The organism is Bradyrhizobium sp. MOS003 (assembly GCF_003020125.1).
Lineage (GTDB): Bacteria > Pseudomonadota > Alphaproteobacteria > Rhizobiales > Xanthobacteraceae > Bradyrhizobium.
Genome location: NZ_PYFW01000001.1, coordinates 2113713 through 2126080, shown reverse-complemented (window position 1 = coordinate 2126080; position 12368 = coordinate 2113713). Strand labels below are relative to the sequence as shown.

General features: G+C 65.3%; 11 protein-coding genes. 4 read left to right on the top strand and 7 right to left on the bottom strand.

The annotated features are described in order from the left end of the window. Positions 1 to 117 precede the first annotated feature (117 nt). A complete protein-coding gene (locus C7G42_RS10235; protein WP_106948772.1) occupies positions 118 to 297 on the top strand; it encodes a hypothetical protein in 180 nt (59 codons plus the stop codon). A 20-nt stretch (positions 298 to 317) separates the two neighbouring features. Here the strand turns inward: C7G42_RS10235 and C7G42_RS10230 are convergent, their stop codons facing one another. Next, on the bottom strand, positions 318 to 1793 hold the full coding sequence (locus C7G42_RS10230) for a carboxylesterase/lipase family protein (RefSeq protein ID WP_106948771.1): 1476 nt from the start codon (positions 1791 to 1793) through the stop codon (positions 318 to 320). 77 nt (positions 1794 to 1870) lie between these two features. Continuing rightward, positions 1871 to 2083: a hypothetical protein gene (locus C7G42_RS10225; protein WP_106948770.1), complete on the bottom strand. Its 213-nt coding sequence runs from the start codon at positions 2081 to 2083 to the stop codon at positions 1871 to 1873. A gap of 228 nt (positions 2084 to 2311) precedes the next feature. Here C7G42_RS10225 and C7G42_RS10220 point away from each other — a divergent pair, with 228 nt between their 5' ends. The 3 genes from C7G42_RS10220 to C7G42_RS35225 all read left to right on the top strand — a co-directional run bounded on the left by C7G42_RS10220 (position 2312) and on the right by C7G42_RS35225 (position 5773). Then, positions 2312 to 4978: a flavin-containing monooxygenase gene (locus C7G42_RS10220; protein WP_106948769.1), complete on the top strand. Its 2667-nt coding sequence runs from the start codon at positions 2312 to 2314 to the stop codon at positions 4976 to 4978. A gap of 131 nt (positions 4979 to 5109) precedes the next feature. Then, a complete protein-coding gene (locus C7G42_RS10215) occupies positions 5110 to 5382 on the top strand; it encodes a hypothetical protein (RefSeq protein WP_106948768.1) in 273 nt (90 codons plus the stop codon). Positions 5383 to 5467: 85 nt separating this feature from the next. Continuing rightward, positions 5468 to 5773: a hypothetical protein gene (locus C7G42_RS35225; protein WP_199580761.1), complete on the top strand. Its 306-nt coding sequence runs from the start codon at positions 5468 to 5470 to the stop codon at positions 5771 to 5773. Positions 5774 to 6023: 250 nt separating this feature from the next. Here the strand turns inward: C7G42_RS35225 and C7G42_RS35220 are convergent, their stop codons facing one another. From C7G42_RS35220 to C7G42_RS10190, 5 genes are all read right to left on the bottom strand, one after another. Then, positions 6024 to 6176, bottom strand: a complete 153-nt coding sequence (locus tag C7G42_RS35220; RefSeq protein ID WP_199580759.1) for a hypothetical protein — start codon at positions 6174 to 6176, stop codon at positions 6024 to 6026. Positions 6177 to 6292: 116 nt separating this feature from the next. Next, on the bottom strand, positions 6293 to 6811 hold the full coding sequence (locus C7G42_RS10205; RefSeq protein ID WP_106948767.1) for a septal ring lytic transglycosylase RlpA family protein: 519 nt from the start codon (positions 6809 to 6811) through the stop codon (positions 6293 to 6295). A 250-nt stretch (positions 6812 to 7061) separates the two neighbouring features. Beyond that, complete coding sequence (locus C7G42_RS10200; RefSeq protein WP_106948924.1) at positions 7062 to 8714, bottom strand: NAD-dependent malic enzyme; 1653 nt, start codon at positions 8712 to 8714, stop codon at positions 7062 to 7064. Positions 8715 to 8877: 163 nt separating this feature from the next. Next, positions 8878 to 9870 carry a Bug family tripartite tricarboxylate transporter substrate binding protein gene (locus C7G42_RS10195; RefSeq protein WP_106948766.1) on the bottom strand — a complete coding sequence of 331 codons (993 nt, stop codon included), beginning with the start codon at positions 9868 to 9870 and terminating at the stop codon, positions 8878 to 8880. A 102-nt stretch (positions 9871 to 9972) separates the two neighbouring features. Beyond that, a complete protein-coding gene (locus C7G42_RS10190; RefSeq protein WP_106948765.1) occupies positions 9973 to 12312 on the bottom strand; it encodes a mechanosensitive ion channel domain-containing protein in 2340 nt (779 codons plus the stop codon). Between the last annotated feature and the right edge of the window lie 56 nt (positions 12313 to 12368).

The window sequence follows — 12368 nt, the reverse complement described above, 5'->3', positions numbered from 1 at the left end:
CCGCGCGACGGCCGCGAGCATAGGCAAACCGGCATGGTTAGCAAGTCGTTAACGATTTGCCGCCCAAAATCCCGGTGTGGCCGAAGCAGTCGGCCCGAAGACAAGCGAGACGTTGAGATGAAGAAGTTTGCGCTGGGGGACGTCGTCAACAGTGACAAGGGCCGCCGCGGCATCGTTCGCGCCGCCTTCAAGTCGCGGGACGGCCAGCAGTTCTACGCCGTCGAGAAGGACGGCTCGATGGACTATCTGGAGGAAGACCGGCTGACGCCGGCGCCCCGCGTCGAGCTCGCCGCTTAAGTCCAACCCATTTTGTCGCGCTATCGCGCGAGCCGGTCGAGACGCTCCGCCGAGGGATCGTCGCCGCTCGCGATGCGATCGTTCGTGATCAGCAGCAGGCGATCGCGGCCTGCGGCCGAGTCCCAATGCGGCAGGTCGGGACCGTTGGGATCGCCGCTCCTGGCGAAATTGATCCAATAGGATCGCATGCGGCTGGCGACCTCGCGATCGGCTCGCGAGAAGATGCCCGCTCCGGGCACACCCTCCGCACCGAAGATGAACTGCAGCTCGCGCCCGTGCCCAGCCCCGGGATTGCCGCGACGCGCCTCGGGCACATAGGCGAAGCGATAGCGAAAGGTCGCAGCGCCCCTTGCGGCATGCAGGCGCGCCAACAGTCTTGCGGGCTCGGAGAAGACCTTGTCGGTGTAGAACCTCGCCGCAAGATCCGCAGGACTGGCGAGAGAAGTCTTGGCGAGATCGGGATAGAGCTTGCGCAGATCATCGCTCGTGAGGCCTGACGCTGCAAGCTCTTGCCTGGTATCGAACTCGCCCTCGAAACCGGTCTCGTCGTCGTTGGAGCCGATCATCAGGGCAATGCGGCTTTGATGCCCGGCCGCGAAGCCTGCAGCGATATCCTCGGTCACCAGAGCGCCGTCCATCATCGGCGCAAAGCCGTGCCGCGATTGCTCCAGCAGACGGGCTTCGGCGGCAAGCAGGCCTCGCGGCTCGACTGCGCGCAATCCCGCCTGCGGTCCGAACGCCGCCACGAACTGCCGGCCGACAGCCTCAGCCTCCTGTGACGAACGCAGCCGCGCCCGGGCGGGGATCGATTGCAGAATGGCTTTTTGGAACAGATCGCGCGATTGCGCGGACAGCATGAGAAGCGCGATCGATGTCGCGCCTGCGCCGCTGCCAAACAAGGTGACGTTGTCGGGATCGCCGCCGAAGGCTGCGATGTTGTCGTGAACCCAATGCAGCGCGGCGATCTGGTCCATCAGGCCCCAATTGCCGGAGCCGCCGTCCGTCAGCGCGGAATCAGCGAGCCAGCCGAGCGCGCCTAGGCGATAATTTGCGGTGACCACGATGAGGCCGGCCTGCGCCAGCCTGGCACCGTCGAACAGCCGCTCGTTCGCGGTACCGCTGATGAAGCCGCCGCCGTGGATGAACATCATCACCGGCAGCGGGCCGTCGATCCCGAACGGACGGAACACGTTCAGCGTCAGGCAGTCCTCGTTCGTATCAGGCAAAGACGTCTGAAGGCACGGCGCGCCGTACTCGTAGGCGGTGCGCATCTCCGAACTTTCCGGCGTCGGCTGCGGCGGGCGCCAGCGCAGCGCGCCGACCGGCGGCGCAGCGTAAGCCAGTCCCTTGAAGGAGGCCACCTCGCCTTCGACGGCACCGAGCATCTGTCCTTCACGCGTCAGCGCAAATGGGAACTGTCCAACCGGCTGCGCCACGGCCGAGCCGGCGCAACACAGGACAATGGAGGCAGCAAGAAGCGCGAGCAAGGATCGCATCTTCGGAGCATCTCGATGCGCGGATAAGGTCCTCGTGAGGTTAAGTCCGGAGCGCGCGGAGAGGCAAGCCTTGCGGCTCAGGCACCACGCTTTGCGAGAATCTCCGCCAGTGCGTGCCGCGCGACGATGCCGAGTTCGCCGAGCGTGGAGTGCCCCGCCCGCGCTGCCTCGATCAGGCGCTCGGCAATGAACCTGCGACTGTCGTGATCGCCGCCATGCGGCAATTGCCGGCACGTCTCCTCCAGGACGACGTCCATGTTGGCTTTGGTCCGCTCACTCAACTCTGGCATGACGCTCGATCGCTACGCGTGACTTGTAACCGCAAGCATACACAGATGGACCGGGCATGATTACCCCGGGTCATCACGGCCATTGTGCATCGCGGTGCGTGTAGCACCGCAAGACTCAATCGGCCTTGATGCCGCCGCAAACGACCACCGAAGATTGCACTTGCTCTGATGACAAGCTGAACCTGCAGCGATAGCCTGCCGGCAAAACAAAACATTCGGGAGGATGCCATGTCTGACGCGATGGTTGCCACACGGGCCTCCGACGAGCGCGGAACCGCTCAGCAGGTCGATGTCGCCGTAGTCGGCGCCGGATTTGCCGGCCTTTATCTTCTGCATCGCCTGCGCAAGGCCGGCCTCTCGGCCGTCGCCCTCGAAGAAGCCGGAGACGTCGGCGGCACCTGGTATTGGAACCGCTATCCCGGCGCCCGCTGCGACATCCAGACCATCGACTACAGCTACACCTTCGATCCGGAGCTCGATACGGCCTGGACCTGGTCGGAGAAGTACGCAGCCCAGCCCGAGATCCTGCGCTATCTCGGCTTCGTCGCCGACCGCTACGATCTCAGGCGCGACATCCGCTTCAAGACCAAGGTCACCGAAGCCAAATGGGACGAGAAGGCCGAGCGCTGGCTCATCATCACCGACAACGGCGCGCCGGTCTCCTGCCGCCACTACATCATGGCCACCGGATGCCTCTCGGCGCCGAAGCCGCCGGAGATCGACGGCGTCAAGGATTTCAAGGGCGAGGTCTATTTCACCGGACGCTGGCCGCATGACGGCGTCAATCTCGAGGGCAAGCGGGTCGCGGTGATCGGCACGGGCTCGTCGGCGATCCAGTCGATCCCGTTGATCGCCGAGCAGGCCGCGCAACTGACCGTGTTCCAGCGCACGCCGAACTTCGCGCTACCGGCGCATAACGGCCCGGCGCCGGCCGATCGCATGGACTTTTTCCAGAGCGACCGCGCCGCCTATCGCGAGCAGGCGCGCCAGTCGATGGCCGGCGTCCCCTATCCGCAGCAGACCGTCGTGAGCTGGCAGCTCAGCGATGCCGAGCGCCGTGAGCGGTTCGAACGGGCCTGGGCCGCCGGCGACCTCGTCCATATCCTGACCCAGCTCTGGGCCGACCAGGCCGTCGACGTCGACGGCAACAAGATCGTCCAAGACCTGATCCGCGAGAAGATCCGCGCGGCGGTCAAGGATCCCCAAACGGCGGCTGCGCTGATGCCGGACGACCACCCCTTCGGCGCAAAGCGTCCGTGCCTCGACACCAACTACTACGCGACCTACAACCGGCCGAACGTCACGCTGGTCAATCTGCGCCAGGAACCAATCAAGGCGATCACGGCCGGCGGCATCACGACGGCGGGGCGGAAGATCGACGTCGACGTCATCGTGTTCGCAACCGGCTTCGACGCCATGACCGGTGCGATCCGCGCCGTGCATCCCATTACGGGGCGTGGCGGCAAATCGCTCACCGACGTCTGGGCTCAGGGACCGCAAAGTTATCTCGGGCTCACGGTCGAGGGCTTCCCGAACTTCTTCATGATCACCGGGCCGGGCAGCCCGTCGGTGCTGTCGAACATGGCGGTGTCGATCGAGCAGCATGTCGACTGGGTCGTGGATCGCCTCGCGGCATTGCGCGATGCCGGCTTCACCACGATCGAGCCGACCGAGACGGCGCAGGCCGGCTGGAACAGGCACATGGCCGACTGCTCGATGGTGACGCTGCACCGGCTCGCCAACACCTGGTACACAGGCGCCAACGTCCCCGGCAAGGTGCAGGGCCTGATGCCCTATACCGGCGGCGTCGGCCCCTATCGCAGCATCTGCGACGAGGTGGTCAGCCGCGGCATGCTCGGCTTCAAGCTCACCGGCCCCAATGGTGCCACGCAATGCAACGACGGCGAGGTGGTGCGGCTGCAGCCCGACGTGCGGCTGGTGCTCAACCTGCTCACGTCGCTGAACCTGCCGCCGATCGAGTCGATGGGCGCGATCGGCGCACGCGCCTTCGTCAACGAGTTCAACAAGGGCCGCCCCGCCGGCCGGCCGATCGGCGGCATCGTCGATGGCACCCTGCCCGTCACCGACGGTGCGCTGCCGTACCGCGTTTACAAGCCGGCAACGCCGGGGCCGCATCCGGTCGTGGTCTATTTCCACGGCGGCGGCTGGGTGCTCGGTGACGAGCAGTCCGACGAGCCGTTCTGCCGCGACATGGTACGGCGGACCGGCATGATGTTCGTCAGCGTCGGCTATCGCCACGCCCCGGAGCATCGCTTCCCGACCGCGGCCGAAGACGGCTATGCGGCCACGCGCTGGATCGCCGAGCATGCCACGGAACTCGGCGGCCGACCGGGCCCGGTGCTGGTCGCGGGCTGGAGCGCCGGCGGCAACATCGCTGCCGTCACCTGCCAGCTCGCGCGCGACCGTGGCGGACCGGAGATCGCCGGCCAGCTGCTGATCTGCCCGGTCACCGACTGCAGCTTCGATCGTCCCTCCTATAACGACAACGCAGCGGGCTACTTCCTGACGCGAGGGCTGATGTACTGGTTCTGGGACCTCTACTGCTCGCCGGCGGACCGCGCGGATCCGCGCGCCTCGCCGCTGCGCGGCAAGGTCGAAAAATTGCCGCCGGCCTTCGTGACGACCTGCGAGTTCGATCCGTTGCGCGACGAAGGCATCGCCTATGCCGAGGCGATGTCGGCCGCGGGCGTCCCGGTCGAACAACTGAAGGCGCACGGCCATTTCCATTCGTCCTTCACCATGGTCGATGTGGTGATCACGGGTGTGTCCGGCCGGGTGCAGATGGCGGAAGCCTTGCGACGCTTCGCCGGCCTGCCGGAGGTCAGTCGCGACGAGCCTGGCCCGGGCTTCAAAATCGCGGCGGCGGCGAGCTGATTGCGACAGCGGCAGCCGGGAACCTTTTGCCGGCTGCCGCGTTCTGGGGTGAGGCATCGAGATGCCGCGACAGGTGTTAGGCCCGGGCGCGCGAAATCGGCGTGCTGGGCTTTTTTGCGTGAGGCGGTGCGATGGGGGATATGGTTGCGGAGTCAAAAGTCGACTTCGGTGCGTTTGCAGTTCTCAACAAATGGCCGTCACTGGCCAATCAGCGTCAGCCTGACCGGGAGCCCTACCAAGTCATCGAAGGCACTCTGGACGAATGCATCTCGGCGTTCATGGCGAAGCCGGCCGCGACCCGGCATCTCTATGAGATCCGGACAGCGGCGCAGCCGCCGCTCGTGACCGGCATCCTCTCCCCCGAGCACGTCATCGAGCTCTCGCGCTGGAGAGAATTTCTCTGACGGCAATTCACCTGCAGGCGCGCTGGAACCTTCTGCCGGTTTTTCCTGTTGTTGGAGATCGGAAGCCAAGGCGTGAGTGCCTCATATGCTCGAAGCTGGCGTGCCATCCCCGGTCGTGCCCTATGGCGCAGACAAGACCATGTTCGTCGTGATCGATCGCCTCGACAAGGCGAGAGAGATTCGCATCGAACGAAGCGATCTCGAAGCCACGATCGGCGAGCTCGTCGCCGGCTGCTTCAACGACCCCATCAAGGTGATTTCGTTCAACACGCTCGAACATTGGATGAAGGACATCTCGACCGATGTCGCCGGCGAGATCAGAGCGCGCTGCGATATCGACGGCGTGGGGCTGCCCGACTATCTCAGCGACTTCGTCGAGAGCCATTCCTGAAGAGGGCTTCACGCGGAAAAAAAAGCGCCACTTGCGCGGCGCTTTTCGGGAGCGTGTTGTCACCTCAGTGGTGCCAGAACAATGCCAGCAGCAGAACGATCGGCAGCGGCACGCCAAGCATCCAAAGCAAAGCACCTTTTCCAAAGCCCATGAATTCGTCCTCATCATGCAATGACAACATGACGCAGGAGATGAGAAGAAGTTCCGCGCCTCGCAGCGAGGGCGAATGCTTTCATTGCATGGCTTGCGGTCAGGCGCTCCGTTTGCCGGCGATGACCTCGATCTCGCGGCGACGCTCGCCCGCAAAGCTCAGCAGCCTTTCGATCGTCAGCGCATCCGTGATCCGTTTTGCGAGCCGCTCGGCGCGCGCAGCCTGATCTTCGAGATACTGGATCGTGTTCAAGCGCCACCTCCCGAGAGGGCCCCGAACCCGGGGCCCCGACTTGTTGGACACCCATGGTGCGACAGAGCGGCTAACAGTCGGTTAAGTACGGCGGGTCGAGCTCGATGCAGCTTGCCTCATTGCACGATGTCGAGCCGGACATTGGTGATGCCCCTGTCGACCATGCCGAGGGCCTCGGCTGCGGACGGCGAGATGTCGACGATGCGGCCGCGAACATAGGGACCGCGGTCGTTGACCCTGACGGTCACGAAGCGGCCGGAGGACACGTCGGTGACGCGGAGCTTCGTGCCGAACGGCAGGCTCGGATGGGCCGCGGTCAATTCGTTCTTGTCGAACTTCTCGCCGCTCGCGGTCTCCGTATCCGAATAGAAGCTGGCGACGCCGTGCGAAGGTGCCTGCTTTGCATCGCCATCGGGAATGCGCAGCCGGCTGATCGGCCGTGGGTGCAGCGCCGCCACTTTGTGCGGCCGTTCCACCGCAGCGTGCCGGCCGGTCGCCGCGAGATCGGCCTTCTGGCGGCCGACCGGCGATTGTGCGCAAGCAGCGAGCGAGGCGGCACCGACGATGGCCAGCAGCAGCCGGCTCGAGGTTGCCAATGAAATCTGGGCAGTTTCGGCACGTGCAATGCAAGACATGATGCGCCCTCCGAACGATGCGGAGTTTCGGTGGGCAATCGGGGCAGAACCTTGTCGGAACAAAAGCGGGCCTGAGGCCGCCGCCGTTTCGCGTCAGCTGTGACGATTCCACCACAGTGATGCGTCCTGAATCGGGACAGACGGCCCCGACCCGGCCCCCCAAGCAGCGAAATCAGGCGCCCAGCGAAAGCCTGGCGAGCGCCTAACCGGATCCGCGCTCCGGCGCCGATCAAGCGTCGGCTCAGCGGCCTCAGTAATGCGGCTCGTACATCTGCGACTGGACGAGAGCCTTGACGTCGTTGGGCGCGGGTCCGTCGGCGAGCCCGCGTTGATAGGCGACGTCGGCAACGGCCGCGGCGATGCGGATCGAGACCTCGCGAATGCGAGGCAGGGCCGGATAGAGGCTGCCCTGCGCAAGATCCTCCTTGCCGACGCAATCGGCGAGCGTGTGGGCCGCCGCCATGAACATCTCGTCGGTCACCAGCTTCGAGCCGCTGGCGATGACGCCGAGGCCGACGCCGGGGAAGATGTAGGAGTTGTTGCCCTGGCGCGGCACGAAGCTGCGGCCGTTGAGCTTGACCGGATCATACGGGCTGCCGCAGGCGAACAGCGCGCGCCCTTCAGTGTAGCGATAGGCATCCTCCGCCGAGCATTCCGCCTTCGAGGTCGGGTTGGAGAGCGCGAACACGATCGGCTGCTCGTTGAGCTCGGCCATCGTCTTGAGCACTTCGGGCGTGAAGGCGCCGCCAACCGCGGCAACGCCGATGATCGCGGTCGGCTTGAGCGTCTTGATCGCGGTAAGGAAGTCGGCGATCGGCGCCTGGTCGGAATGGGCATAGCGGAGCTTGTGACCGTGGAGGCCTTCGCGACTGCCGACGACGAGTCCGCGGGAATCCACCAGCCAGTTGCGCCGTAGGGCCTCGGCTTCCGAGGCGCCCTCCGCCATCATGGCAGACACCACGAGATCGGCGATGCCGGTCGCGGCCTCGCCTGCGCCGAGGAACAGGATGCGCTGGTCCTTCAGCTTGCCGCCATTGACACGCAGCGCCGAGAACAGGCCCGCCAGCGCCACCGCCGCGGTGCCCTGGATGTCGTCGTTGAAGACGCAGGCTTCATCGCGATATTTGTGCAACAGCTTGAACGCCGAATGATTGGCGAAATCCTCGAACTGGATCAGCACGCCCGGAAAGGTCTTTCGCGCGGCTTGCATGAATTCGTCGACGAAGCTGTCGTAGGCTTCGCCCGTCAGCCGCCGCTCGCGCAGGCCGAGATAATAGGGATCGTTCAACAGCTCTTCGTTGTTGGTGCCGACGTCGAGCACGACAGGCAGGCAGGCTTCCGGATGCACGCCGGCGCAGGCGGAATAAAGCGACAGCTTGCCGACGGGAATACCCATGCCGTTGGCGCCGAGATCGCCAAGTCCCAGAATGCGTTCGCCGTCGGTGACGACGATCAGCTTGGCCTGATAAGGCCAATTCTTCAGAAGCTCGGCGATCTGGCCGCGATCGCGCGAGGAGATGAACATGCCGCGCGGCCGCTGGAAGATCAGGCCGTATTTCTGGCAGGCGAGCCCGACCGTCGGGGTGTAGATGATCGGCTGGATCTCGTCGATATTGTCGACCACGACGCGGAAGAACAGCGCCTCGTTGCGGTCATGCAGCGCGTTCAGCGCGACGTATTTTTCCAGGTCCGTGGGCAGCGTGCGCAGATTGGTGAGGACGCGCTGCGCCTGCGTCTCCATCGTCAGCACGCAAGGCGGCAACAGGCCGCGCAGCCCCAGGGCCTCGCGCTCGGTTTCCGTGAAGGCGGTGCCTTTGTTGAGCAGGGGATCGCGCAGCAGCGCCATGCCTTGCAGCGAATCGGACGATTTCGATTGGGCAACGACCCGGGCAGGTCTATTCACAAATTCCCCCAAGGAGCTTCACATTGAACCTGCGTGCATTGTCGGCCAGCGCTCCATTGAGATCAAGGACGTAGCGACGGAGACGCCGATTGTGATCTCGCACCGCAGCGAGATTTCTCGCGAACGACACGCAGTCGCGCGCGAGAAAAGGTTAACGCAGCGGCTATTCCGGCTTGATGTCGGCAGCCTTCACGATCGGCCACCATTTCTCGGTCTCGGCCTTCTGGAACGCCGCGAGCGCTGCGGGCTTCTGCTGCGCCGGTAGCGGAATCTCCTGCCCCAGCTCGGCAAATCGCTGCTTGACGGCAGGCTCGGCGAGTACGGCGACGATGGCTGCGTTGAGCTTGGTGACGGTGTCCTTCGGCGTGTTCTTCGGTGCCCAGATGCCGTGCCAATAGGAGATGTAGAGGCCCGGCAGGCCCGCTTCGTCGACGGTCGGCACATCGGGCGCAGATGCGAGCCTGGTCGGCGAGGTCACCGCGAAGGCCTTGATCGCCCCGCTCTTGACGTGCGGCAGCGAGTTCGAGGCCTGGTCGAACATGATGTCAATCTGGCCCGCGACGAGATCGATCATGGCAGGTCCCGCGCCCCGATAAGGCACGAACTGGAAATCGGTGCCGGTCTTGTCCTTGAAGAAGACGCCAGCGACATGCGCGCCGGTACCGGCCCCGGCGGTCCCAGCGGTGGCCTTGCCGGGATTGGCCTTCAGCCAGGCGATCATCTCTTTCAGGCTGTTGGCCTCGAGCGACTTCCTGCCGACGATGAGCTGCGTTCCCATCGCGATCATCGCGACCGGCTCGAAATCGGCGATCACGTCATAGGGCAGCTTGAAGATGGCGCCGTTCAGGACATGGGTGCCCCAATGGCCGATGGTGATGGTCGTGCCGTCCGGGGCCGCACGCGCCACGCGCGCGCCGGCAATGCTGCCGGACGCGCCCGCCACGTTCTCGACCACGACGGTGGTGTGCAGTTCGGCCGCGATCCGCTCGGACAGGATCCGCGCCAGCGTGTCGGTCGGACCGCCCGCCGCGAACGGTACGATGAGGGTGATGGGGCGCGAGGGTTGGGCATTGCCGGGAGCAGCCGAAGCCAGGCATCCAAGCAACGCACAGATGACGATCACATGGTCGCGCAACGCGCCCCACAGCCCCCGCATCGACCCCTCCCACCCTTTTGCTGCCCGCATGTTGTCAGCGGGCTGGAGGGCTAAGTGAATGCTGCCGGGCAGGCCGAGGCAAGCGGTAAGTTGACCGCGCCTCTATCCAGCGGCGCGGCGCGGCGTCAGATTGGCGGCGCTGTCGGCCGGCGGCGCGATGTGCATCAGGATGGTCTGGGTGGCGGACGCGACATTGATGCCGGTCTGCTGGAAGCGCAGCTTCATGCGACGGTTGAATTCGCGCTGGACCGGCCAGCGCCCGGCTTCGGTGCAGCGGATCTGGCCGACGATCGACACCATCGCGCCATCGACCTTGTCGATGCCCCACAGATCTAGATCGCCGCGGATCAGAGGCCGGAATTCGGGCTCGCGGCGCATTTCCTCGACGATGTCCTTGAGGATCTGGCCGGCACGATCGGTGTCTTCCTTGTAGGCGACGTTGACGCTGACCGAGGCGTTGCCGGCGCCGCGGCTGGCATTGGTGATGGTCGTGACCGCGCTGAACGGTACGATGTGCACGGCGCCGTCGCCGGCGCGCAGGCGAATCGTTCGAATCGAGACATTCTCGACCACGCCCGAAAGCCCGGACACGCTGACATTGTCGCCGACCTGGACCGTGTTCTCCAGCAGCAGGAAAAGCCCGGTGATGAGATCCTGCACCAGCTTCTGCGAGCCGAAGCCGATGGCAATGCCGACGATGCCGGCGCCCGCCAAGAGCGGCGCGACGTTGACGCCGATCTCGCTCAGCGCGGTGAGGCCGACCACGGTGGCTATCAGGCACAGTAGCGCGGTGCGCAGCATCGGCTGGAAGGTGCGCAGGCGGGCAGCGCGGGCATAGTGCCCGTCGCGTGACAGCGTGTTGATCTGGCGGTCCAGCAGCGCGTTGCCGGCTTCCCAGATCGCGGCAGCGACGAACACGGCGAGGCCGATCGTCACCACGGCCGAGATCAGCCGGCTGCCGATCTGGCCGCCAGAGAACCAGACGATGGCATCCACTCCCCAGACTTCGAGCACGGCGACGAAGCCGATGAAGGCGATCACGCCGGAGACGATCCTGCGCAGCAGCGGCAGATAGCGATTGGCGCGGATCTCGAGACCCGGAAAGCGCTGCAGGATCTCCGGCCTGATGCGGAAGCCGCGGTCGATCAGGCTCAGCGTCAGCATGATGGCGACGCGAGTGATAAGGGCGACTGCGATGGTGCCGACGAAATATTGCAGCAGCAGCGAATAACCGTTGCGGATGTTGAGCGCCCACACCGCCCACAGCGCGAGATCGAGCGCGATGGCAAGATAATGCCAGCCGCCGGCGATGCGGTTGCGCAGGCGCGCGGCGATGCCCTGCCGTTCCGCCGGCGCCCGGATGGCTTCGGCCACCTGCCGGCGGCATTGCAGGATGATGACGACGACGAAGAGGTGCACCACCAGCATCACCATGCGCAGCAGCGCGGCATAGCCGGCACGATGCAGACCGAGCAGCAGCGCGACATTGGCAAAGGCGATGCCGGAGACGCCGACACCGACGATGCGGCGGGCCCAGATCTCGATATAAGCCGCGGTTTCGGCCCGCACCGGGAACAGGCCGAACGGTCCGGCCAGCGCCCGCACCAGGCAGATGAGCCCGCGCGAGAACGCATAGGCGTTGACGACGGCGAGGATCACGAGGCGAACCGTCGTGGGCTCGCCGAGCTCGGTGCCGATCAGCGCCGTGGCAACGCCCACGAAGACGAATACGGGAAGGAGTTCGAGGAGGAAACGCCCCAGCACGAAAGGCAGACGCCGCACGACCTGCCAGGCGCGCGCGAGGCTGTGACGCCGCTTGCTCAGGTCGGGCGCAGGTGTGACATCGGCAACCGACGACGGCGGATCCGCAATCGGCAGCACCTGCGCGGGCAGATGCGCGGTTTGCGGCACGCGTCCCTCCAGGAAGGCAACCGGGCGACGGATCAGGCGGAACAACACCCATTCGGCCGCGAGCCCGCAACCCACCACCAATGCAAGCTTCCAAGCGATCTCGATCAGAAGGTTATAGGCCGCGGGATCATTCGCAGTCCGCACGATCCAGTAATAGAACGCCGGGAAATGCGTAATCGTCCGCGCCACGCTGGCGATCTGGCTCGAGATGTCGCCGATCTGCTCCGACACCGTGAGCAGGAGCTGCGCACCGAGGCCGTCGGCCGAGAGCGGAATCGGCGACTTCTGCTCGGGCGCGGGCGGCGCAGGCTGTTGCTGACCGGACGCATTGGCGATCACACGCAGCGTATCGATCATCTGCGTCCGCTTCTTGTCGTCCTGAAGCGTCTCCAGCGCGCGCCTGGCCTCGTCGGGCGACAGCGCGGAAGCATTGTTCGTCGCCGGCCGAGGCGTTTCGGCGCGGGCAGCGGAGAGAGAGGAGATCGCGAGGAAGAGAGCGGCGAGGAGCGCCGGGGCAAGCTTATGCGACACGAGGCTTCCTTAAAAAAATGCATGCGCCGGCGGCGTCGGGACCACCGAAACACATG

Coding starts and splice junctions, on each gene's coding strand:
- C7G42_RS10235 (WP_106948772.1), top strand. CDS start 118: ATGAAGAAGTTTGCGCTGGGGGACGTCGTCAACAGTGACAAGGGCCGC.
- C7G42_RS10230 (WP_106948771.1), bottom strand. CDS start 1,793: ATGCGATCCTTGCTCGCGCTTCTTGCTGCCTCCATTGTCCTGTGTTGC.
- C7G42_RS10225 (WP_106948770.1), bottom strand. CDS start 2,083: ATGCCAGAGTTGAGTGAGCGGACCAAAGCCAACATGGACGTCGTCCTG.
- C7G42_RS10220 (WP_106948769.1), top strand. CDS start 2,312: ATGTCTGACGCGATGGTTGCCACACGGGCCTCCGACGAGCGCGGAACC.
- C7G42_RS10215 (WP_106948768.1), top strand. CDS start 5,110: ATGGGGGATATGGTTGCGGAGTCAAAAGTCGACTTCGGTGCGTTTGCA.
- C7G42_RS35225 (WP_199580761.1), top strand. CDS start 5,468: ATGCTCGAAGCTGGCGTGCCATCCCCGGTCGTGCCCTATGGCGCAGAC.
- C7G42_RS10205 (WP_106948767.1), bottom strand. CDS start 6,811: ATGTCTTGCATTGCACGTGCCGAAACTGCCCAGATTTCATTGGCAACC.
- C7G42_RS10195 (WP_106948766.1), bottom strand. CDS start 9,870: ATGCGGGGGCTGTGGGGCGCGTTGCGCGACCATGTGATCGTCATCTGT.